This window comes from Blastomonas sp. SL216 (assembly GCA_026625625.1).
Classification (GTDB): Bacteria; Pseudomonadota; Alphaproteobacteria; order Sphingomonadales; family Sphingomonadaceae; genus Blastomonas.
On sequence record CP113055.1, the window covers coordinates 1,744,014 to 1,765,890 of the forward strand.

General features: G+C 62.0%; 22 protein-coding genes and 1 pseudogene. 5 read left to right on the top strand and 18 right to left on the bottom strand.

Features of this window, described 5'->3' with window-relative positions; all coding sequences use genetic code 11:
• Positions 1-18: 18 nt before the first annotated feature.
• Together OU999_08260 and OU999_08265 are read left to right on the top strand one after the other, a co-directional pair.
• On the top strand, positions 19-348 hold the full coding sequence (locus OU999_08260) for a hypothetical protein (GenBank protein ID WAC25162.1): 330 nt from the start codon (positions 19-21) through the stop codon (positions 346-348).
• A gap of 41 nt (positions 349-389) precedes the next feature.
• Entirely contained in the window at positions 390-836 is a 447-nt protein-coding gene (locus tag OU999_08265) for a hypothetical protein (GenBank protein WAC25163.1), read from the top strand.
• Positions 837-960: 124 nt separating this feature from the next.
• Here OU999_08265 and OU999_08270 read toward each other — a convergent pair whose 3' ends face one another.
• Complete coding sequence (locus OU999_08270) at positions 961-1,302, bottom strand: hypothetical protein (GenBank protein WAC25164.1); 342 nt, start codon at positions 1,300-1,302, stop codon at positions 961-963.
• A gap of 3 nt (positions 1,303-1,305) precedes the next feature.
• Here OU999_08270 and OU999_08275 point away from each other — a divergent pair, with 3 nt between their 5' ends.
• Positions 1,306-1,740 carry a MarR family transcriptional regulator gene (locus OU999_08275; GenBank protein WAC25165.1) on the top strand — a complete coding sequence of 145 codons (435 nt, stop codon included), beginning with the start codon at positions 1,306-1,308 and terminating at the stop codon, positions 1,738-1,740.
• 120 nt (positions 1,741-1,860) lie between these two features.
• On the opposite strand, the gene OU999_08280 is transcribed toward OU999_08275, so the two are convergent.
• From OU999_08280 to OU999_08350, 15 genes and pseudogenes are all read right to left on the bottom strand, one after another.
• Positions 1,861-4,641, bottom strand: coding sequence for a relaxase domain-containing protein (locus OU999_08280; protein ID WAC25166.1), 2,781 nt, complete (start codon positions 4,639-4,641; stop codon positions 1,861-1,863).
• Positions 4,641-6,539: a type IV secretion system DNA-binding domain-containing protein gene (locus tag OU999_08285; protein WAC25167.1), complete on the bottom strand. Its 1,899-nt coding sequence runs from the start codon at positions 6,537-6,539 to the stop codon at positions 4,641-4,643. Before OU999_08285 ends, OU999_08280 begins: the two co-directional genes overlap by 1 nt.
• Positions 6,536-6,904 (bottom strand): hypothetical protein, encoded by a 369-nt coding sequence (locus OU999_08290; GenBank protein ID WAC25168.1) that lies wholly within the window; start codon positions 6,902-6,904, stop codon positions 6,536-6,538. Before OU999_08290 ends, OU999_08285 begins: the two co-directional genes overlap by 4 nt.
• A gap of 466 nt (positions 6,905-7,370) precedes the next feature.
• On the bottom strand, positions 7,371-8,147 hold the full coding sequence (locus OU999_08295) for a lytic transglycosylase domain-containing protein (GenBank protein ID WAC25169.1): 777 nt from the start codon (positions 8,145-8,147) through the stop codon (positions 7,371-7,373).
• 3 nt (positions 8,148-8,150) lie between these two features.
• Positions 8,151-8,483 (bottom strand): DUF736 domain-containing protein, encoded by a 333-nt coding sequence (locus OU999_08300; GenBank protein ID WAC25170.1) that lies wholly within the window; start codon positions 8,481-8,483, stop codon positions 8,151-8,153.
• Positions 8,480-9,070, bottom strand: coding sequence for a S26 family signal peptidase (locus OU999_08305; GenBank protein ID WAC25171.1), 591 nt, complete (start codon positions 9,068-9,070; stop codon positions 8,480-8,482). Before OU999_08305 ends, OU999_08300 begins: the two co-directional genes overlap by 4 nt.
• Positions 9,067-9,570 (bottom strand): DUF2840 domain-containing protein, encoded by a 504-nt coding sequence (locus OU999_08310; protein ID WAC25172.1) that lies wholly within the window; start codon positions 9,568-9,570, stop codon positions 9,067-9,069. Before OU999_08310 ends, OU999_08305 begins: the two co-directional genes overlap by 4 nt.
• A 115-nt stretch (positions 9,571-9,685) precedes the next feature.
• Entirely contained in the window at positions 9,686-9,928 is a 243-nt protein-coding gene (locus OU999_08315) for a helix-turn-helix domain-containing protein (GenBank protein WAC25173.1), read from the bottom strand.
• A gap of 94 nt (positions 9,929-10,022) precedes the next feature.
• The gene (locus OU999_08320) at positions 10,023-10,577 is read right to left on the bottom strand and encodes a DUF2285 domain-containing protein (protein ID WAC25174.1); all 555 of its coding nucleotides are present in this window, start codon (positions 10,575-10,577) and stop codon (positions 10,023-10,025) included.
• 52 nt (positions 10,578-10,629) lie between these two features.
• The gene (locus OU999_08325; protein WAC25175.1) at positions 10,630-10,815 is read right to left on the bottom strand and encodes a DUF6499 domain-containing protein; all 186 of its coding nucleotides are present in this window, start codon (positions 10,813-10,815) and stop codon (positions 10,630-10,632) included.
• A 125-nt stretch (positions 10,816-10,940) separates the two neighbouring features.
• On the bottom strand, positions 10,941-11,258 hold the full coding sequence (locus tag OU999_08330; GenBank protein ID WAC25176.1) for a DUF736 domain-containing protein: 318 nt from the start codon (positions 11,256-11,258) through the stop codon (positions 10,941-10,943).
• A gap of 637 nt (positions 11,259-11,895) precedes the next feature.
• Complete coding sequence (locus OU999_08335) at positions 11,896-12,282, bottom strand: cytochrome c family protein (GenBank protein WAC25177.1); 387 nt, start codon at positions 12,280-12,282, stop codon at positions 11,896-11,898.
• A gap of 346 nt (positions 12,283-12,628) precedes the next feature.
• The gene (locus OU999_08340) at positions 12,629-13,852 is read right to left on the bottom strand and encodes a serine hydrolase (protein ID WAC25178.1); all 1,224 of its coding nucleotides are present in this window, start codon (positions 13,850-13,852) and stop codon (positions 12,629-12,631) included.
• A 52-nt stretch (positions 13,853-13,904) separates the two neighbouring features.
• Positions 13,905-16,268, bottom strand: a pseudogene (locus OU999_08345) (TonB-dependent receptor).
• Positions 16,269-16,374: 106 nt separating this feature from the next.
• Entirely contained in the window at positions 16,375-17,898 is a 1,524-nt protein-coding gene (locus OU999_08350) for an NAD(P)/FAD-dependent oxidoreductase (GenBank protein ID WAC25179.1), read from the bottom strand.
• Between the two features lie 331 nt (positions 17,899-18,229).
• On the opposite strand from OU999_08350, the gene OU999_08355 reads away from it, so the two are divergent.
• A complete protein-coding gene (locus tag OU999_08355) occupies positions 18,230-19,000 on the top strand; it encodes a LytTR family DNA-binding domain-containing protein (protein WAC25180.1) in 771 nt (256 codons plus the stop codon).
• 464 nt (positions 19,001-19,464) lie between these two features.
• Here OU999_08355 and OU999_08360 read toward each other — a convergent pair whose 3' ends face one another.
• Positions 19,465-20,151, bottom strand: a complete 687-nt coding sequence (locus OU999_08360; GenBank protein WAC25181.1) for a nitroreductase — start codon at positions 20,149-20,151, stop codon at positions 19,465-19,467.
• Between the two features lie 184 nt (positions 20,152-20,335).
• Here OU999_08360 and OU999_08365 point away from each other — a divergent pair, with 184 nt between their 5' ends.
• Complete coding sequence (locus OU999_08365) at positions 20,336-21,010, top strand: diacylglycerol kinase family protein (protein ID WAC25182.1); 675 nt, start codon at positions 20,336-20,338, stop codon at positions 21,008-21,010.
• A 544-nt stretch (positions 21,011-21,554) separates the two neighbouring features.
• On the opposite strand, the gene OU999_08370 is transcribed toward OU999_08365, so the two are convergent.
• Entirely contained in the window at positions 21,555-21,875 is a 321-nt protein-coding gene (locus tag OU999_08370) for a DUF736 family protein (protein WAC25183.1), read from the bottom strand.
• Between the last annotated feature and the right edge of the window lie 2 nt (positions 21,876-21,877).

Here is a 21,877-nt window from a genome sequence, read left to right on the forward strand (position 1 = left end):
GCGAAGAAAGGAAAAGCCATGCCCAAATCGATAAACGACACCGCCACCCGGCTCGGTCGCGACGTTCCGCTTGCGGAGCTCTCGATCGATGATGCCCTGATCGCCGTATCCGTCCTGATGACGAGCATCGTCACGGCGCGGCGCGATGTCGGGGACATTCCCGCGGCCCGGGGCCAGGCAGCGATCCGGAGGCTCGCAAAGGCGCAGGCAGCGCTCATCAATGCGAGCGGCGATGTGCTGCGTGTCCATGGCGACCTTCGCAGCATCGGGCGCGAACTTGCCGGCTATGACCTGCACGAGTGCCCGAAACTGGCAGGCGAGGTCACCCATCTGCAAGCCGTTGCCTGACCCCGATTGACCGCGAGCGGGCACGGTGAAAAGCTGCATTCATGCGGATAATGCTGTTCCTTGCCCTGCTCTCGGTCGCACTCGCCTATGCGCTTTGGCGCGGCGGCGGCCCCGAACGCGTCATGGCCGTGATTGCAGCGTTGATGGTGGCTCTGGACGGACTGCTCCATCTTGCTATCCCGGCCAAATTCGCATCGCTCGATACCGGACATCTGGCCATCGATCTGTTCGGCGCAGTCTCCACCACCATGCTCGCGCTGGCGGCACACCGCTTCTGGCCCATGGCCATGGCAGTCCTGCATATCCTGCCGCTGCTGGCGCACACCAGCAGAGTGCTCGACTTCGGCATGCACCCTGCTGCCTATCTCGCGATGCAGGTATCGCCATCCTGGCTGGTGCCACCGGTTCTGATGGGCGCGACATGGTATCATTGCAGGCGCAAGGCTATGACCGGAGCAGATCCATCCTGGCATCGGGTGCCAGCCTGATTTCGCAGAAAAGGTCAGGGCCAGGCATTGCGTCCGCGCGAAGCGCAGGGATCAGGCAATGACAGGAGAGACACCGAACGAAGCTCGGATTTCCGGGCTGGATGCGCTGACTGGCAGCAGAATTTCACCCGGCAGCAAGGATCTTCGCGAGCATCTGCAGGCGACGCTCGGCATTCTTGCCCATGAGGCGCTCGAGGTCCTGTTTCTGGACCAGGGCCATGCACTGATTGCACATGAACGGCTTCTTCAGGGTTCGGCGCAGCGCCTGTTGCTCGAGCCGGGCTTCATCTTCCGGCGCGCCCTTGCGCTCGGGGCGAGCGCTGTCATTCTGGCGCACAACCATCCGAGCGGCGATCCCAGACCAAGCCCTGAAGATCTGGAGGCTACCCAATGGCTGGTGCGCCTGGGACGAATGCTCGGCATAGAGATTGCCGACCATCTCATCGTGGTCCGGCGCGGCTGCCATGCGATGCTGCGATCCCCTGGAATTGCCAGACCGACCGCGCTGGCTGCGTTCTTCGACCTGAAGGACAGCGCCCCAGGCTGCATCCACGACAAGGGCAGCGTCTGCCCGACCGCTGCAGCCAATGCCCGCCTTGCTGCCTGGCACCGCAACCGTCGCCGCGAGCTGATCGGACATCCCTCGCTGCTGGCAAACCCGGCATGGGACATGCTGATCGACCTGTTTCTGCATGCCGAGAGCGGCAGGCAGGTTTCGACCAGCGCGCTGTGCATCGGGTCGGGAGTACCGATGAGCACCGCGCTCCGGCTCATCGCCAAGCTTTGCGAGAGCCGGATCGTTGCGCGCAACCCGGACCCCATGGACGGAAGGCGCAAGTTCATCACACTGCCTGCACAGACCCTCGAAGGTCTGAACGAGTATTTCTGTGGCATGACCCGCTGAACGGACCCGGCGATTTGGTCCCCGGGGCGGAGGGCAGCCGAAGACAAGGCAAGGTTTCACCCAGTCGATCCCGGCATGAAAAGACCGGGTGCATCCGTGGGGGCCAACCTGGCATCGGGTTCAAAGCCCGGCCCCTCGGGGACCCAGGGACTTGATTGGTCCTGCTGCTTCAGGTCGCAATCCGGCCGGTTGGAGCGATGCAGCCGGCCTGATGGCTGTCTGGACGGCTCCTGCCCGTTCACGGATCGCGGCGACAAGCCTTGCGCGATCATTGGTCACGATGGTGGCGGATCGCCTGGCGCGCGATATTCCGACATAGAAGCTCTTCTGATCGACGAGGTTGGTCGCGCGGCTGTCCGCATGGACGATGACATGATCTGCCGTTCGCCCCTGCGCGGCAAAGGCAGTATCGACATAGCCATGGGCTATATGCCGGTCGCGCGCGGTACCGAGATCGAGGGTCCGTAACTGGCCCTTCGGGCTTCGGATCGTGGCTGTCTGGGCGTCAGCATCCACCTTCAGCACCTGCGCGCGTTCGCCGTTGACGCGTCCCGCGTCACGATCGTTGCGCGTGAACCGGATGGTGTCTCCGGCGCGCAGCTCCAACCGCTGGCTTTCAAACACCTGAACCTCGCCTGTACCCCATTGGCGCAGCCGCCAGTCGACGGCCTTGCCGTCCTCACCCTTCAGCGCGATTGCGCCTCTTCCCGGATCGATACTTTCGATCCGAAGCGCCTCGCCTCGCTTCACGCCCTTGTCCGCATAGTCGCGGGAGAAGCGGATTATATCGCCGGTGTCGTAGCTCAGCGGATCGCGTGCCTCGGCGCGGGTGAGTCCCTTGTTGACCAGACCGTAGGCGGTCAGCGACGGACCTTTCAGGCTGCCCGAACGGGCAAGCGCCAAACGGATTTCAGCGGTCAGCGCATCGCGGCCTTCGCGCGATGGCTCTATGACGATGGTGCGTTCCCGCCGGTGAGAATCAAGGTCGGCATAGCGCGCAGCAATTGCGGCGAAACGCGCGTTTCGGTCGGCATGTTCGATGATATCGCCGCCACCGCGGTCGATCGCCGCCAGCGCCTTTCTCGCATCGCCCTTGATCGAGGCGAGTACCGCATCCTTCACCGCGCGGTTGCTCTGGCGGACGATCTTTTCAAGCTTTGCCGTCTCCATTCCGGCAGCCTGCAGCTGGGCAAAGGCAGCGCCTGCCTCGACCGAACCCAGCTGCTTGACATCGCCCACCAGCACCAGCCGGGCATGGTGTTTTTCGGCTTTCTCGAACAGCCTTGCCGTATCGCGCGCCGAGAGCAGCGAGGCCTCGTCCACGATCCAGAGCTGGCACCCGCTATCGGCGACCCTGTCGGGCTGCAGCAGCTGGCGCGCCACGGTATCGCCGCGTGTCCCGAGAGCCTGACCGAGTACCATGGCAGCCGAGGCTGTCGGCGCGAGCGCTGCCACCTTGACGCCCCTGGACCGGGCCTCGTGGGCAAAGGTCGCAAGAACCGTCGTTGTCTTGGCGGTACCGGCATAGCCCTGCACGGCCGTGACCCGGTTACGGCTCGTCAGCAGTTGGCGTGTGGCTGTCAGCTGATCGTCATTCCATGGCAGGCCGGCATCTGCAGCGCGACGCGAAGCCATCGCTACCGCCCTTGCTGCCGCAAGTGGCGAGGCGATCGGAGCGAACGCGCCGCGACCATCGGCCTCGATCTGCAAAAACCTGGTTTCCGCTTCGATATTGCGGCGTGTCGTAAATCCCGCAAACTGCGCGCCGCGCCGGTCGACGAAGGTCCTGGGCTCGATGTCCCCTTTTCCAGCCGCTGCTGCGATAGCTGCTGAGATATCCGAATAGCCTATCCGGCCAATCCCTGCGCGCCCTGCTTCTTCGAGCAGGGCAGCTGCTGCAAAAACCGACTGGCGTTCGCCAAGCCTGTCGGCTGCATGAGCGACGGCGCGCGATGCCGCTATTGCTTTCTCGTCACCCTGAATAGCAGAGCCGGCTCGCATGCGGGCTTCCCTGACCATGGCATGGCGCTGAGCAGCATCGAAGCCGGCCCGGTCGGCCGTCTCGCGCCAATCAGCCACGAGCGAGGCCTGGTCGACCACCTTCTTGGCTTGCCGGGTATCGAGGGCGGCCACCTGCTTTTCAGCGGCGCTGGCATCCGAGCGGCTCGATCCGCGATTCGCCAGCGCAGCCTCGATCTCGGCACTTCGCTTGCTGAAGGCGGTCATCACATCGGCAGAAACACCCCTGATCTCGAACATCGACTCCTTGCCGATATCGATCTCATAGCCGAGCTCGCGCACTTGGAGCGCCAGCTCCTGTCTATAGATCGCACCGATCTGCTTCTGGAGCTGATAGATCGCACGAGGCTCGAAGCTCCGCCAGGCACCGTCCTCGGTCTGCGTGGCGTTCATGATCACATTATGCGTGTGAAGCTGGGGATCCTGGGCGCGGCTGGTGCCATGCTGGAAGCTTGCGATGATGAGATTGGCTGTAGCCTTGCGGGTGACAGCCCCATCGGCGCGGACACGTGTTGCCGCCATATGGCCCTCGACATGGGCGAGAGCAGCCCTGACCGCAGCGTCATGGGCCCCGACCAGCCGACGGTCGCCTGCAACTTCGGCCATGATCGATACCGACTTCGGCGCACTCAGGGTCACATCCCATCCCGGCCGGTGCTCGAGCTCGCCCTGCCTGTATGTCCCGAGCTGCTGACCATCGATTTGACCTTCGAGCATCCGGCGGAACACATCCCGGTCGACATCGCCCGAAAGTGCAATCTTCTCGGAACCCTTGCCGTTCCAGGCTGACGGAGACTTGCCCCCGTCTGCGTAATAGTCATCGGCTTCGTAATAGCTGCTTGCCTGGGCCGGACTGGTCAGTGCGGATACCGATGCAACCATCAGACGGGCCCATCGTCGGCAGAGGCATGCGAGGAAGCAGGCGGCGGCTCATGCACTTCATCTGCGACATCAGTAACCTGGACCTGTTCCTGTGAGGGCTGAGGTTCGGCGGACGCTTGGGCCTTTCCCGAATGATGCCACAAGGTGGTGCCGGGGTCTGCCGGTACGAACGGCGGCTGTCGGGCTTTGCCCCGCCTGACAATATGATCGGCTCCGAGCGATATGAGGGCAACGGGAAGACCGTCGGGAAACAGCAGATAGCCCTGGTGGCGCGGGAGGCGCAGTTCGCTCTCATGGATGGCGGGTCTGATGCTGCGCTGCTTGCCCAGTGTGATCCTGGGCGGTTCGGCCTTTTCGCTGAGCGCTCCCGTCATGGTGTGGATCTCGACTTCGCAGTTGCCGATCGTATCGCTGGCCCAGCGCCGCGATTCTGCATCGGTCAGCTGGAGGAAGAGCTTGGTATTGCAGCAGCCAAGCATGGCTTCGGAAATGTCCCTGCCATAACGGCTGCGCATCTGGCCGATGCCCTGGAAGGTCAGGAGGACCGCGGCCCCGAACTTTCGTCCTTCGGGTAGCAGCCTGGCAAGATTGTCGACGGCAGGGAGGTCTGCGAGCTCATCGAGCAGGAACCAAACGCGGCGCGAGGCCGAAGGTGACAGACCCAGCATCGCGCTGGCGGCGCATTCCAGCCAGCAGGCCAGCAGCGGCTTTGAAGCTTCGAAATAGTCTTCCTTGCGCGGCACGAAAATCCAGGGGCGAGGTCCCGATCTTTCATCGAGGCCTATGATGAAATCTCGGAACGAGAATGGCTTTTCGTCACCGAGGGGCATGCGCAGGAACTGGATGAGGTTTGCCGCCTTGGCGAGCATGAACAGCACGCTGCCGGTGGCGCGGTCAGCATCGTCGGCAAAGGTTCGTGCCGACGAGCTGTCGCCGAGCCAGGCCTTCAGCTCTGCGGCGGTCTGCACCTGCAACGCATGCAGGAGCCCGGGCAATGTTCCCCTGCCCTCGCGCCAGAGTGCGCGCAGCATGTTGGCCACCAGGATCCGGCTGGTCTCGAGCCAGACATCGCGGTCATGCTGTCCTGTTTCGCTGATCAGCTGCTGGGCGATCCGGTCGGCATCCGCCGGATGGGCAATTTCGGCAAAGGGCGACCAATAGGCGCAGCGCGCATCGAACGGATTGAGGATGATGTCGCCGCGCGCCGGATCGTAATAATGGGCGATGAACTCGCCGCTGGTATCATAGACCAGCGCCGCCTCGCCGCGCGCTTCTATGCCGTCGAGCATCTGGCGCAGCACCGTGGTCTTTCCGCTCCCGGTCGTTCCGATCATAGCCATATGGCGGGTCTCGAGCCTTACAGGCAAGGGGACCGCGCCGATCGTGAGCGAATGGCCTTTCGGACCGACCGCAACCATTTTTGCGAGAGCAGTCTCGCTGGTGACGATGGTCCCGCTCACGACACGGTCACGAAGCGCTGCTGCACGGCGTCGTTCAGCTGCGCGGCGGAGCACAGCGACACCGAGTGCCCAGCCTGCGAACCCCAGGATCGCCCCGCGATGTGCAAGCGTGCTGGCGGCCCCCGCAGCATCACGAAAGTAAGCATGCCTGGCCACGGCCTGGGCGGACACCATCTCGTCGCCATCCGGATAACGAAGGGTCATGTCCGGATCGCCGCCGCGGCCAGCAGAAAGCCAGCTAAGCAGCCTTGCGTGGACATAGGTCCCGCATGCCTGGATCTGGCGCGCATCGAGCATCAGCCAGGGTGATGCGAGCCCGCCGAGCGCAACCGAGCAAAGCATGACGAAGGCGTGGCGCTTCAGCCGCCGGGACCGGCTCAGGCGATCTTGGCGACGCAGGCTCTCGGCATGCAGTCGGCGGTCCTGCGGCTCGGTCATGAACGGCCCTGGGCCAGAGCCTTCTGGCGGTCATAGGCACGATGGATTTCAGCAGTGATTGTCTCATCGGTCTTGCCATCGCGCTTGGCAGCACTGCGCGCATAGCAATAGGCGGCGCATGCGGTGAACAGGATGCGGTCCTGCGTCCTTTCGGTTTCGGCGAGACGGCTGCCCAGCGTAGCCAGCTCGATCAGGATTTCCTGGAGCACCACTGCTGGGTCGGGGGCTTTTGCCTGCGCCGCGATTCCAGCTCTGACGCTGCGCTGGAGCATTGCATATGGCGTTACGCCCTGCTCCGCGGCGAGCTTTCGCAACGCTTTGTCGAGAGCTGCGGTTAGCCGAATATTGTGACGAGCCAGGGTCATCGGGCGTTATGAGCGCGCTGCCTGAGCGCTGCCTCGGATAAAGGCTGAAATCCGTCAATCTGCTTCCGTCGGGACCGGGCGCTGCCTGCGCGCTGCCTCGAAAAATGGCGGAAATGCTGCATGCACCCGTGCGTGAGGTGTGTATCCAATTTACGGGTCCGATGCGAAGCATCGCGGCCCAGCATCCTTGAGGAAAAATGCCCAGACCGGAGCATGGTCCCTTGCACGAAACAGGCACTAGTTGCGGTCTTGCCCCCGGTCGCCAGCGACAGCTCCCCGGCAATGTCACAGCCAGCTTCCAGGGAACGTTGGCCCGGAACTGGGCGAACGACCATGCAGCCATTTGGTGCCACTCGCCAACGAGCAGCTTCCCGCTCAAAACAAGCATCCGATGCAATGATCATGCATCCAGGGCGTAATGAAGTCGCCATCGAAATCTCCTGCAAACAGCCTTGGTGCCGCCTCTTCATCGGCGCTGCCGGGGCGATAACGGCACGAACAGAGAGTTGGTCTCCGCACCGGGCGGGCTGCCAAAGCTGCCCGATATGTCAGGTTGGACCTCATCCTGTTGCTGCCCCCGCGTGGGCCCAAGGCCGCTTTCGCTGGCACTGCGCGTGACGACGAAGACCGACGGGGGATGCAGACGACGTGCTTTTCCGATGTCAAATCGCGGTTCGGCAATTGCAGGCGCGCCGATCAGAAAAGGCGCGAGACGAGCAACATAGGAACGCGTCTCTGCAGGAAGGTGGCGAAGGCCGGCGCGGTATTCGTCCACCCGGCCTGGCCCTGCGTTATAGGCAGCCAGCATGAGCCTTGAATCACCATATCGGTCCCACATCAGGCGCAGATATGCAGCACCGCCATGGATGTTGGCGCGAACGTCGAACGGGTCCGATCCCAGACCGTAGCGCGCAGCAAGCATCCTCCAGGTCCGCGGCATGATCTGCATCAGGCCCATTGCACCTACAGGCGAAACGGCGCGCGACCTTCCACCGCTCTCGGTACGCATGACCGACCAGATCCAGCGCTCGGGAATGCCGAAGCGACGCGAAGCATCTGCCACATGCGGTGCATAGGGGTGCGGTTCAGCTGACGCCGATGCCGGCCCGGATCCCACAGCAGGCAGGGGCCAGCTCTGCGGTTCGGCTGCGTATGCCGGGCACCCGGCAAGCATCCCGATCTGCATTCCCACTGCCATCAAGGCCGTGATCCGCGCGCCAACATCATGCTTTCTGCTGGCCATGACCTATCTCGGATCACGGGTCTTCGAGCGCGACCAGAGCAGATGCCAGGCGTCGTCGCTGCTTCCTGCCTGAACGAGAATGGCCCGCAGGGGCTGAACGAAGCCGGGATCGTCGAGCTGCAAAGCAATATAGTTTCCAGCGCGCTTGCCGCTGCGGTTCCACCCTGCCCCGATCTCGGTGCCGGTGTCAGCGCTGCCGTTCAGCACCTTCCAATCGGGCGCATTCTCGCTGCTGTCGAGCTCGGATGGCACAATCGTGATCTGTGCATCGAGGCCGAGCGTGGACAGTCGCCCCGAATATCGGGATTGATCAAATCCGAACGTGCCGATGATCATGGCAAATGCTCCTCGTTTCTTGTGGTGGCATGGTTCAACTCGGGCTCCGGGAGCCAGCGCAGCGGTGCACCGGGGCGCGAGCGGGTGAGCAGGGGCCGGGCGATCCCGATGATGCTCGAAGACGCGACAGGCCCGAAATATCGTCCGTCAAGGCTGTCAGCTACCGGGTTCAGGAGAAACAGTTCGTCAGCGCCAATGCATCGACATCCCTGCCAGACTGGCATGCTACGCCCCATGCTGTCATGCGGCCGGGCGACAGACATGATCTTGCCATCGACCGACACCTCAGCGCCCCGTCTGCAAACCGAATGGCCGGGCAGTGCAGCGACATGCTTGAGCAGCGGCACGCCGGTTGGCAGATAGCCGCGCTCTTCGATCAGTCGCGCGATCGCCGCTTTGGGCGTCAGGACAACGAGATCCCCGCGACGCGGAAGGACAAAGTCATCGACCAGATAGAGCCCGACCGGAGCGCTTGGGCTGGCGTTCCACAAAAGGCGGGGACGCGGTTCGAGACAGGCGATCGCTGCAAAGGCGCTGCTGAACAGTCCTGCCAGCACGCAGGTTCTGCTGAGCCAGCGCGCGTTCATCGCCCGGTCCTGCTGCGCTGGAGCCATGCCGCGTGGCGTGCGCGGGTATAGGGCCTGATCTGGCGTCCATCATTCAGCCTGGCAGCGACATGGCGCCAATGGTTGGGCGATGCATCGCATGGATCGATGCCGTCGCCCTCCATCGCATCGACCATTTCAAGCACCTGCGAAACATGCGCCAGGTTCTCTACATGAAGCAGACGTTCGCCGCTTACGATCACAGAAGCGATGGGCGCACTGATCTGACCGGCTTTTGCCGCCTGCACGACCGAGAGGCTGCAGCAGGTCGGGCCGAAGTCACTGGAAATGCGCCGGACCAGTGCGAACACCGCGCCGGGACGGAAGGAAACGATGCGGCTGTGCTCGCCAACAATTCGCTCATGCGCGACCCGCCCGAAGCGCAGCATATGTTCGCAGCGGCCCACGATCCATGTCAGCCGCACTTCGGTAAGCGACGCGTCGGCACCGCTCTGGCAACCAAAGGCGAATTGCGGCTTCACAGTTTTTCCCCGACAGCGGCGAAGTCGCAGGACAGGTGTCTGCGAAGCCCGTCTGCCGCGCGCAAAGGGCAGTCTGAGGCGACGATCACTCGCAGCGTTTCATCAAGGCGGCGCATCAGCGGCGCACCGGACGCGCAGGATGGATGGTGCCCTTGCCCGGATCGGAGGTGGAGGATCGCCTGCCGATTTCGGCCCACGCATCGAGATCCTCGATGGCGTAGACGATCCTGCCGCCGAGCTTGCGATATTCGGGGCCGGTGCCGTAGCAGCGGTGCTTTTCGAGGGTCCTGGCAGAGAGCCCGAGCCGAAGCGCGGCATCGGGGGTCTTCAGATAGCAGGGGCCGGAATAGGCGTTCACTTGGGCATTCCTTCCAGTAACCGGAGCGGACCAGCGCGATCTGCGGCGGCTGGAGCATCATGGCGGACATTTTTCGGTTCACCGGAGCGGCAGATTATCGGGATTGCTTTTGTCGCCCCTCCCCGCCCGCCAGCAGAGCGCGGTATCCGCTGTTCATCATGGCCCTGGCCTCGCCGATCAGGCGCTGCGTCCGGCGTCGGTGGGAGGAAGACTTCCATTCCGCGCCCCGGCCGATCGTCATGCCGGGATAAATCCGCTGGCACGCAAGTTCGTGACTGGTCAGTCGATCGCCGTCCGGGATCACCGCAAGATCGAGGATATCGCGGAGCAACTCGAGACGCTGCCGCTGAAACTCTGTCGGAGCCGAAAGGCCAGCAGGTTCGCCGGAGGCGAAGTTAACTGGCGGGCGGTCCAATGCCGCAGACGCAGAAAGGCGAATTGATGCCAGCTGATCGCAAGGAATGACAAAGGCGAGCCGCCGCCCATGCGGACCCGTCAGCAGGCAGAGCCGATGCAGCATCTGGCCATCGCTGAGCACCATATGATGACCCGTCCGCAGCTTCTGCTCTGCGATAACGCGCAGCGACGCGACGAGGCTGGCCGCGGACCTGCCCCTTAAGCGATCAGGGGCGGCATCGAGGATGATCACGAAACCGCACGCATCAGCGGCCCAGAACGCCGGTGCCTCTTGCGCACTCAGGTCAGGCGGACAGGGAAAAGCTGAGGCCCCACCGCCGGGCCATTTCCTCCTCCCGTTCAAGGTCCCGGCTCCGCCCGGTTTTCACCAAGGCGCGATATTCGGCCCGGTATCGGGGATTGCGGCGCAGGAACTCCTGGGCGAAACCGGGAAAGTCGAGCGCGTGTCGTGAAAGTGCCTGTTCGGCCATCGCTGCCTCCTCGAAAACCTACGATGATGACCATCGGAAGCGTCGCGACCATTCCGGTCCTGAGGGGCGGCAATCCCTGAAACAGGGTACCCCGCCCGGCTTTGCGGCCGGGCGGGATCCGCGGATCAGTCCCCGCTCCTGCGGCTCGGGCGGTTCCAGACCAGGTCGTGCGTCCCATCTTCGGCCTCGAAGAGCTGGGCAAAGACCGGAGCAGCAAAACTGGGATCATCGAGCTTCACGGACAGGTAGGTGCGCTTGTCCTGAGAGGTCTTCGTCCAGGCTGCGCCGACTTCCGCCTCGCCGACAAACACGCGGTGGCTGGGCGCGTTGCTGCCGGGATTGTCTTCGGGTGCGATGCGCACCGACTTGGCCTGGAGGGAGAGCGTAACGATCTGGCCGCGATATTCGCCGGAGACCTTCTTGAACGAACCAATCTTTGCCATGTTGAATTCCTTTCCTCGAATGCTCGAGCCGCGCCTTTGCGGTCTCGATGTGCATCGCCCGCCAGCAAGGGCGGAGCGCCGCAGCCGAAAGGCCCGGAGCGGAAGCAGAGGACGGCAAGCCAGCGTCTTTCTTGCTCCGCGAGGAACGGCGGCACGCCGGGGGAAGAAAGTCGCGACGGCTCGCCGTTGCGGCAAGCGCAGCCAGCGCAAGCGACTTGCTGGCAGATCGCGCATCTTCGAGAGACCGGACTGGTGCGGTCAAAAAGCGAGGGAGGAGACCTGGCAAGTTTGGTCGATAAGGACCCCAGATATCGGCCCAGCTACACGCCATCGGCGCAGGTCAAGCCGCCCTGACTGAACAACCGCATACAGCCCAGACACGTCATATCTGGGTTTGGAGGCACCAGGCGATTGTCGGAATTTGGGACAAAGCGGCCCTGTTCTCAAAACGATCTTATCGACCGGTTTCGTCAGTTGCTGACATTAGGCATTTGCTTTTGCGGCGCATCGTTGCGACCGCAACATGGAGGTCTGATGCGTTTACAGATGATCTCAGAGCTTAAGCATTCTGTTTGAAAATGACGAGACACGCGTCGCACAGTGTACCGATGGATAGGACAAATCGAAGGGCATAAGCTCAAGGGCTCGGTATCTTGAGATATGCGATCAGTGCCTTGCGGTCCCCGAGTTTGGGTAGCCCGGCGAAGCCCATGGTTGTGCCAGGTACGACCGATTCTGGGCTCTGCAACCATCTGTCGAGCGCTGCCTGGTTCCAAACCAAGTTCGCTTGCCTCATCGCGGGCGAATAGCTGTATCGAGCTACGCTTCCGGCTTTGCGTCCAACTATTCCCTGCAGGTGCGGACCGACCTTGGCGGGGGCCTGGGACGACACAGCATGGCAGGCGGCGCAGCGCAGGAACAGACGCTTACCGAGCGAGACGTCGTCCTGAGCAGGGGCGGCCAGCGCAGAGGTGTTGGCGACGACAAGTGCCAGAGCGATCATTGAGTTAAGCAGCGTTTTCATGGAATATCTCATATCGAGAGCTGATGCAGCACAACGGTGGAGGCAGGTCGGGCCGCAAATTTCCCGTAACCGATTGATGGCGCTTGAGACGCGCCATGGTTTTGCAGGTTTGATGGACGCATGTCGGCGCCGAGGAGCATTCTGGTCGTGTGTCTTGGTTTGGTGAGGCCAGGCTTTTTCGCAAACGGACATCCTTCCCGCTCGCTGCAAATCGAAACTAAGCACGTCGGTCCGATAGCTGCGTTCGCGAACATTGTGGTGGCGTAGCGGAGGGGCTGGACCGAGCCGCCAAGAATGGACATTTGCCTTTCCACTGTCCCTCTCTCTTTGGGCCGCAACACATGTCTCATGGTTGGCAATCATACTCTTTTGTGCACAGCATGTTGGGAAGAGCCGAGTCGTCCCAATCCGGCATCGGCTTGCCGATCCGGACAATCACCAGCTTCTGGCTTGGGATGATATAGACCCGCTGCCCCCCCGATCCGTCGATATAATAGGTGTCGTTGCGCTTGAATGGGGCCTTGGCCTCCATGATGGCAGGGATATCGGCCCCATAGCTCCGCTTGGGATTATAGGGCGAGCCACGCCAGATATGGCGGCCGAAATTGGGATTGGCCAAAGAGGGAGCGAGCATGGCATCGATCCATGCAGCCGAGACGATCTTCTGTCCGCGCCACCGGCCGCGGTTGCGGATGAGTTCGCCGACCCTGACCCAATCGCGCGCTGTCGCCTGAAGACAGCACGATGCCCGCGGGCTGCCCCCTTCCCGATCCAGCCAGAGCCGGGCGTTGTCGGCGCCGATGTGTTGCCATAGCTGCCCCGACAGAAGATCAGCATAGCGCCGCCCCGAGGCGCGCTCTAGCACCCATGAGAGGAACTGGGTGTTGGCATTGGCATAATAGAATTGCCCGGCAAGCTGTCGGTCCACCGGCCATTGCGCCATCGCCCATTTAAGATCGTCGCCGAAATAGCTCTGCCAATAGGGGCTGGCGGCGCTGTTGCTCAACGGCGGTGTCCTGAATCCGCTCGACATTTCCAGCAGCTGACGGATCGTCATGTCACCGATGGCATGTCCCCGCCATTCCGGCAGATACTGGCCGACCGTATCGTCGATGTCGGCGATGGTCCCGCGATCGATCGCAATCCCCGTCAGAATGCCGACCACCGTCTTGTGCATCGACGCGGTATCGTAAAGCTTGGCTGGCCCTTGGCCCGGCTTGTACTTTTCGAACACGATCTTGCCGCCATGCGCGACAACCATGGCATAGCTGTTCGTGGCGGCAAAAAACCCGTCGAGTTGCCGCGCCAGAGCGGGTAGCATGGGCCGGCCGTTGCTGAACCGCTGATGGCCGCCCTGAACGAGTTGCAAGGGGTCGAACCAGTCGGTGTCCTCGACAAATGTTGCTGCCGGGAAATCAGTGCGACGCTGCTCCACCAGGTCAATCTGGCTCTGACTTGGTGGAGTCAGGAATGGCTGCCCCACCGCCAGGCAGCTCGCTGCCATCAACGCCCCTGCCACAGCGGCGATCGGTATTCTTCCGAAGTGGCGCATAATCTGGAAATCGTCCACACTAAAAAAGGCCCGGAGCGCGGGGAATTCTTCGCGCTCCGGACAAGGGAAATCAGAAATTGATGGAGAGTGTCGAACCAAAGGTTCGACGATCTCCCAACAGCACGCCATAGGTGACGCCCGACCCCGCACCCGAACCGGCGAAAGTCGTGAAGGAATAGGACACATATTCCTTGTCGAAGATGTTCTTGGCCCAGAACCGCAGGGACCAGCGATCGTTGGAAAGCCCGAGACTGGCATCGACCAGTTCGCGCCCGCCGACAAAGGCAGTGTTGCTGTTGTCGACCGCGGTGCGCCCGATATGCGAAATATCGATCCGCCCGATGAAATCGGTCTCATTTCCGAACAGGGAGCCTATCGCGCTCTGGTACTGAACGCCGGCATTGGCCTGCCATTTGGGCGCACGGGGGACATCGCGCCCCGCGATATTAGCGGAATAGATGCCGGTGGTGGGGCAGGTTGCCAAGGACGTGCACAGGGCCCGCGGGATTGTGTCGTCCACCGTTCCGGCAGCGAATTCCGCATCGGCAAAGGCCAACCCGAAATTGAACGTCAGCGCATCGGATGGTCTAGCCACGGCTGAGACTTCGAAACCGTTGATATTGGCGCCAGCCAGATTCTGGATGATCGCTGGCTGGCCCAGATTGACGGCCTGATTGCCCTGAAGATTAGTCCAGTCGGTGTGATAGAGCGCAGCTTCCAATGACAGCCTGCGGTCGAGCAGTTGCGCCTTGACCCCCAGTTCATAGGTCCAGTTGGATTCCGGCAGGAAAATCTGCTACGCGGCGGTCAACGGATTGGTGGCCGTGGGAACGTTGAAGCCACCGACCTTGGCACCCTTGGCCGCTGAAGCATAGATCAGCCAGTTATCCGAAGGCTTGTAATCGACCGTGAAGCGCGGGGTGAAGATCGAGAATTCCTCGCGAAACCGCGCCCCGATCAGCGCGCCGGTGGCGCTGACACCCTGTTGGGTGATGCGCTCCCAAGCCTGACGCGCTTCAGCCGAAACCGTCAACCCTTCGAGAGGACTGATCGAGACCAGAGCGAAAATGGCTCGGTTGCGCTCATCGCGCTGGGTCGCACCAAAGCCGCTCAAGGCCGTCGTGATGTTGTCGAGTACAGGTGTCGTGCTGTTCGGGGTCAAAAACGCGGTGCCGCCGAAACTGAAATCATCCACCGTTCCGGCGAGGCCGCCGATCAGGACTCTTACGGGGCCCTTGTTATACTCGGTCCGTAGTTCGTGGGTGAAGGATTCGATGTCGCCGTTGCCGCGGGAATCGAACAGCACCTGGCCGCGAAAGAAGGGAAAGGCCGATCCATTGATCGGATCGCCCGACAACGTTGCGACGTTCGTCGCGTCTGCCTTGGTATAGCCGAACTGGTAGGTCAGCGAGAGGCTGTCCGTGAGGTTGAAAGCAGCGGTGACGCCGGCCACATCGGACTTGCCCTCCTGACCATTGGACCGCCGGTCGATCAGGATGCCGGCAGGCCTCGCCTCGCCAGCAGCGATCAACGGACGAACCGGAAGCGATCCGCAGAACAGCGCATTGGCCCCATTGGCAGCGGTGCTGCGGGGGGCGGCAAAGGGCACGCAGTTCATCGTATTGCCCGCACGGATCGCCAGCGTACTCGACATCTGGTAGGTCGGCGGCGTTTCGATCGAAATCTTGCGATGGCTCCAGAAGGCATCGATCTGCAACGCGTCGAATGGCCGGACGGCAAGCTGCGCCAGAACCGAGCGGTTCTCGAACCCGTTCAGGCGGCCGGAGGTGAGCAGGGCTGGGCCCGAAAGCCCAGCGGCGGCGGCATTTTCATTGCGCCATGTGCCGTCGAAGTCCGAGACGGAGCCCGCCACGCTGAACGCTGCGATTCCGCCAATCGGTATCGAGACCGATCCCCGGATTTCGCGGCGCGCATGGTTGCCTATCGTGCCTTCGATCTTTCCACGGAAATCATCGAAATCGGGCTTGCGGCTGACGATGCTGATGGCACCGGAAAAGGCGTTCCGCCCGAACAGCGCCGATTGCGGTCCCTTGATGACTTCTACCCGATCGAGTTCGAGCAGATCGCTGTCCACCTGATAGGAGCGCTGCAGATAGATACCGTTGAAGAAGGTCGCGACATTCTGCACCGGATTGGTCACGCGGGTCTGCGCCTGGCCGCGCATGACCGGTTGGGCCAGGCTTCCATTGGTTCGTTCGAAGTTGAACCCTGGCGTGAACCGCGACACTTCATCGAGGCTGCGCGCACCGATCCGGTCGAGCTGTTCCGATGTCACCGCCGAGATCGCCAGTGGTACGTCATTGATCGATTCCCCCACCCGGCGCGCCGTCACCACGATTTCGGGGGCGTCGCCCTCGTCGCTGCTGTCGGTGCTGGCCTGTGCCAGCGCGCCGCCCGGAGAGAGGAACAGCATGGCGCTTGCACTCGATATCAGGACGGTTTTGAGACTTTTACCCTTCATGATTACCCCCTTTGTCTGGCCACGTTCTGCGGCTCTGCGCGACCGAAGATCTTCTCTTTCAGCCGCTGATAAATTCCATCACCTCGATGGCGGTCCGTTCCCCGCTCTCCAGCGCCGCCTCCATGCCAAACTCGACCCGGCGCGTATGTTCGCCTGCAAAATGCATCTGGCGAAACGGCTCGATCATCGCCTTGCCGAACCGGGTCACCTGACCCGGCGCGAACATGTGACGGCAGCCACCGATCAGCCCGACATTCTGCCAGCCGAACATTCCGCTGAAACGCAACTTGCCGCGCATTGACGGTCGGATCCGTTCGATCTCTCGCTGGATCATCGCCAGCGCATCGGCCTGCGAAAACTGGTCGATGCGGTTTGCGGCATTGCCGGTGAACACCACCATGAAACGGTTGTGCGTATCGCCCGGGCGCTGCTGCAGCGCCCAGAACATCTTGACCAGCCCGTCGGAATAGAAGGATGGGTCGATCCCATCGTCCCAATAGGGCTCGGTGATGGTTCCGAACGCTCGGGTCGTATGCGCATAGCCCAAGAAGGAAATCGCTTCGGCTTGCGCACCCTGTGGCAACGGGTCGAGCGTGATGCGCCTGAGGCTGGTGAATGGCACCGCGCACACGATCCGCTCCGCCTTGTAGCTGGTGCCGTCAAGGCAGCGCACTTCCGCCTTGCTTCCTGTCATGTCGATGGCACCAACGGTCTTGCCGGTGCGGATGACATCACCCAACTCTGCGCACATGGCTGCGGGCAACCGGCTGCATCCGCCCTCGATATTGTTGATCAGGGCAAGGCCATTGTTGGAGTCGCGAACATTGTCAAAGCCATAGGGACGCTGCTCCTTACCCAGTTCGATGTTGCCGAACCTCGCGTCTAGCTTCGCCCGGGTCTGTTCCTGCATCATTGAAAGGCAGGATGCCGAAAGCGCATCATTACCGGTCGCTGAAAGGTTGGCGAGGTGCAGTGCTTCGGGCGAGTGACCGTGTTTCTGGAGCAGGTCGAGCAACGAGATGTCGAGATCGGCAAAGGCCGGATCCAGCCAGTCCATGGGATCGGACAGCCGGTTGTAGCGCCCCATGAGCTGCGACCCGGCCAGTGCCGGCTGCACCTTGCGCTCGTCGCCGAGCATCAGATTGACGGACGAATCGGGCCAGTCCGATGCATTGACCCAATGGCCGCGGATATGGCTCGCCATGGCCAGCAGGTTGCGATCTTCCGGGATCAGCCTGAGGCCGAACTGCTGGCACAAGTCGATCACGCGGGCATAGGATCGTCCGATTTGGCTGGCACCGAACTCGGGCGCGTTTTCCAGCCAGTCTGCCGTATAGACGCGCCCACCTATCCGCGATGACCCCTCCAGCAAAACGACTTTGATCCCGGCACGCTTGAGCAGCAAGGCAGAGAAGAGCCCTGCCAGTCCTCCACCGATAACGACAACCTGGGTCGTTTCACTTGCCAGAGCCTGGGGCGGTGCAGCAATGCTATCCGCTGCACGGGCAAGTGCAGGATAGCCCAGAACCATGGGCAGGCTGGTAATGCCAGTGAGAATCTGACGGCGCGAGGACAACAGCACTTTGGCTCCCGATAGAACGAGTTGGCAATGGCTGGTCCCGGCGGGAACGGAACGGAACCCAACCAGTCAGCCATCGGAGCCAAGGTTTCAGCACCGCCGGTTGGCATCGCAAGCGGCCATGCATGAACGACATGGCAGCATGCACGAACAACCTGTTGGGCAATGGGATCACCATTCGTGCTCATGAACGGCATGGGCCAATGTTCGACTGTCAGATAGCGTTGCACATCCCTTGCAAGCCTCATCTGGAAAAGCGTAGTCTAGAATCATGGCTGGAATCGCGGTGTCAGATCATCGAGTCCAAAGCCGGTGGACGCCGGAGGTTAAGGCCGTGTCTGCACGCCTGATCGTCGCTCCCGCCTTTATCGGATTTGTCATCGGCTGGGTGAGCAGTCCGGATAGCTTGCGGATTGAGGCGGCGACGATCTGGGCCGCCTTGTCCTGCATATCCAGCCTCGCCAGCGACCTTTTCACGCGCCTTGTCGTCCCACCAATTCATCGGCGCGGTTGGCCGCTGGTCACCGCCCTGTCCCTGGGCTTCCTGTTAGCGGCTCCGTTGAATGTCGTACTCAATCTGGCTTTTGGCGATCTGTTCAGCTTCTGGGGTCTTGATCGCAATGGTCTGGATCATCTCGGGCAAGTGACGCCGGCGGCAGCTGCCGCCAGCGCGGTTATGCCTTTCGCCTTGTGGCTATCGATCAATCTGGTCTTTTTTCGCCTGGAAGGCGGACGTCTCTATGGGCGATCTTGGAGTGACGCCCATGAGTTAGCGGTCGCCTCAAACCCCGTACAGACCAGTCCTGTTGCGCTACCGCCGTTCCTGCTTAAGGCCAAGCCGTCTTGCCGCCATGGTTTGGTCGCGATCAGTGCGGAATTGCACTATCTTCGCATTTTTACACATCATGGCGAGGACCTGATCCTTTACCGCTTTTCGGACGCCGCCAACGAAATCGAGGCGTTGGGCGGCATAAGGGTCCACCGGTCATGGTGCATCGTGAAGAGCGAAGTGAAGGATCGCAACGGCAGATGCGTTACCTTAAAGAACGGAATGCAAGTTCCGATTGGCCGATCCTTCAAGCACGCGTGTGTCGATATCATTTGAGACGGCTCGTGACGACAGTTCGGGCCATGCGAACACGCGGTTCGAGCCGCTGGCCAGGATGATGCCAAAGTCGATCATCAAGCTATCGGGGATCTCCCCGGCCCAATTCGCACAAGGATCTAGGCTTGCACGTCGATGATCTCAATGTGCTTGGCGAACACCTCCAAGCGGCCATGGCAGCGAAAAGGACACGGTTTGCGGCCCAGAACCTTTTTCTGTCCAAACTTGCACCGCTGAAGCGGGACGTCGTAACACGCTAGCCTGGCTTCAAATCTGTGTGGCTTGCGGGCTGTGAGGTTGCTGCTGGCGTGGAGCGAACGTAGCAGACCATTCAGCCGTCTTGATCGCCGTAAGGAATGCCATACGGGACCGAATGGCCGGCGACTTCGCAATATGCCGCCGGCAATAAGGACCGCTTGATAGCGCTGGGTTTGTCTCGTTGCCGATAAAGCCACCAAGCAGCGCTATTGCGCCGATTCTTCAAAACCGACGAACACGGCCGCCTCGTCGACCGATTTTCGCGTGGAGACCACCGCGTTGGCCGCAAAGCTCTCATCCGGCCACCCCAGGGCGATGCTCTTCATGATCACCTGATCGTCCGCGATCCCTGCATATTCACGCACCACGGGCGACTGCATGATGCCCTGGCTATTGATCACCGTGCCGAGCCCGCGCGACCAGGCCGCGTTGACCAGGGCCGTGGCGATAGCGCCGCAATCGAACGGCGTGTCGTCGCTGCCGTCCAGGTCGCGATCATAGGTGATGATGATACACACCGGTGCATCGAACTGACGGAAACCGCGCAGAACCCAGTCCTGGCGGGCAACGGCGTCGTCACGCGCGATGCCCATTGCCGAAAACAGCTGCTTGGCGACCCCGATCTGCCGGTCGCGATGCGGTCCGGCAAAGGGCTTGCCGGTGCGGAATTCGCGCGACTGCGGCACGCCTGCGATCATACGCTCGGTATTGCCCTGCCGGATCCGGTCCAAGGGCCCGCCGGTGATCACGTAGAAATTCCACGGCTGGGTATTCATCGAAGACGGCGCACGCATCGCGATCTGCAGAATCTCCTCGATCAGGGCGCGCGGCACCGGATCGGGCTTGTATCCGCGAATGCTGCGGCGACCCAGAACTACCTCGTCGAAATGCATGCTGGCTCCTTTGAACGCAAAGCATGTTCATGAACGAACCGGGCCAGCGTGAAAAGCCCGGCTTCCCACCGCCGGACCAGGGGCCCCCTGATGATGGGGGCGCCTGCCGACACGCCCTCGAAACGGCATTGTGAGGCACCCGCAAAGTTTATGCAGAGCTTTGCCTGCGAACCGGTTATGGCTGGTGCCGTTCTCCTTCTGCGATAGGTCTGTTCGTGCAGCCGATACCGGTAAGCGTGTCCTGCTGCTGCACAATGCCAAATCGCGGCAGGGCGAGGCTGCGCTGGAACCGGTGCGCGCGCGGCTGGAAACGGCGGGCTTCGCGGTCATCGTCGAGCCCTTCGCCAACCTGCCCGAAATCGCGCGGGATATTTCCCGGTTGCTTCAATCGGCCGATATCATCGTGGTCTGTGGCGGCGACGGATCGATCTCGTCGGCAGCTCCGGCGGTGATAGAGAGCGGGCTGCCGCTCAGCATCATTCCGGCTGGAACCGCCAATGACCTTGCCCGGACCCTGTCCATCCCGCTCGATTTTGCTGCCGCAGCTGACGTCATCGTCGCCGGGCACACGCGGCAGATCGATGTCGGGATGGTCAACGGCTATGCCTTCTTTAACGTGACGAGCATCGGCCTCAGCAGCGATCTGGCTCAGAAGCTGGATCCTCCCATCAAGAAGCGCTTCGGGCGGCTGGGATATGCGGTCGCCGCGCTGCGAATCCTGGCGGGGGCACGGCGCCTTGGCGCCAGGATCATCGAGACAGGCAGCGGCACCAAGGGTCAAGACCTATCAGATCGCGATCGGCAACGGGCGTCTCTACGCGGGCGGCAATGTCGTCGAGCAGACCGCGGCAATCGATGACAGTGCGCGGGACCTGTACAGTCTGGAGATGCGCAACCTGTGGAAGCTTGCCCTAATGGTGCGGGCATTCCGGACCGGCACGCATGGTGCCTGGAAAGAGGTCAGGACTGCCCGCTGCGTGGAGTTCGATATTGAGACGCGGCGCCCCATGCCGATCACTACCCACGGGGAAATCGTGACCTCGACCCCAGCCCATTTCAAGGTCCTGCCCGACGCGATTACTGTCCTCGCTCCTGCGGCCGTAGCCAGGCAAGGCATGGCTGTACCCCTATTTCATCGCTGAACCACAAGCAGTGGATGTCTGATCGCCGGGGGATTGTACGCGCTCCGGCTACATTTCACCCCGTTTCAGTCAGCGGTAGGGTTCAGGCTTGATCCCCAAATCCACATGGCGGCTTTCGGCGGAGGCGGACATTCAGCTTGACCAAAGTGAATGACTGGGTTTGGTCGCCAGCTGCCATGTCGAACGCGCTGAACGCTAGCAAGTTCGGTATTTAATCTGACGGGAAGGCAGCCCCCGCCTGTGGCGGGGGCTGCTAGTGGTTCAGCTCGGCGGGTTCCAGATGATCACCTTCTTCATCGGATCGTCGCCGGGCGCATTGGCGATGTTGCCGTAGATGGTCCCGAATTCGGGGGCCGAGAGCGACACCGAGACATATTCCGCGCCAGTGGTCTGCGAGAAGCGCTTCCAGCCGGCGCCGAGCTCGAAGCCGTTCTTGCGGCTGACGATGCGATAATCGGGTTCGCTGTCCTTGGCCTTGCGGCCGTTGGGGATGATGGCGATCGGCGCGGTGACGTTGAGGGTAGCAAGCGTGCCTTCGAAGCTGTCGTCTGCCTTGACGGTGAGGTTTGCGATGGTAGCCATGT

Bases quoted from the DNA above. Each gene is read 5' to 3' on its own strand.
- OU999_08275 (WAC25165.1), top strand. From the start codon at position 1,306: ATGCTGCGATCCCCTGGAATTGCCAGACCGACCGCGCTGGCTGCGTTC.
- OU999_08360 (WAC25181.1), bottom strand. From the start codon at position 20,151: ATGCATTTCGACGAGGTAGTTCTGGGTCGCCGCAGCATTCGCGGATAC.
- OU999_08265 (WAC25163.1), top strand. From the start codon at position 390: ATGCGGATAATGCTGTTCCTTGCCCTGCTCTCGGTCGCACTCGCCTAT.
- OU999_08325 (WAC25175.1), bottom strand. From the start codon at position 10,815: ATGGCCGAACAGGCACTTTCACGACACGCGCTCGACTTTCCCGGTTTC.
- OU999_08260 (WAC25162.1), top strand. From the start codon at position 19: ATGCCCAAATCGATAAACGACACCGCCACCCGGCTCGGTCGCGACGTT.
- OU999_08305 (WAC25171.1), bottom strand. From the start codon at position 9,070: ATGAACGCGCGCTGGCTCAGCAGAACCTGCGTGCTGGCAGGACTGTTC.
- OU999_08280 (WAC25166.1), bottom strand. From the start codon at position 4,641: ATGGTTGCATCGGTATCCGCACTGACCAGTCCGGCCCAGGCAAGCAGC.
- OU999_08300 (WAC25170.1), bottom strand. From the start codon at position 8,483: ATGATCATCGGCACGTTCGGATTTGATCAATCCCGATATTCGGGGCGA.
- OU999_08285 (WAC25167.1), bottom strand. From the start codon at position 6,539: ATGACCGAGCCGCAGGACCGCCGACTGCATGCCGAGAGCCTGCGTCGC.
- OU999_08370 (WAC25183.1), bottom strand. From the start codon at position 21,875: ATGGCTACCATCGCAAACCTCACCGTCAAGGCAGACGACAGCTTCGAA.
- OU999_08290 (WAC25168.1), bottom strand. From the start codon at position 6,904: ATGACCCTGGCTCGTCACAATATTCGGCTAACCGCAGCTCTCGACAAA.
- OU999_08270 (WAC25164.1), bottom strand. From the start codon at position 1,302: ATGGCAGCCGCGCCGGACCACGATGAGATGGTCGGCAATCTCTATGCC.
- OU999_08330 (WAC25176.1), bottom strand. From the start codon at position 11,258: ATGGCAAAGATTGGTTCGTTCAAGAAGGTCTCCGGCGAATATCGCGGC.
- OU999_08335 (WAC25177.1), bottom strand. From the start codon at position 12,282: ATGAAAACGCTGCTTAACTCAATGATCGCTCTGGCACTTGTCGTCGCC.
- OU999_08295 (WAC25169.1), bottom strand. From the start codon at position 8,147: ATGGCCAGCAGAAAGCATGATGTTGGCGCGCGGATCACGGCCTTGATG.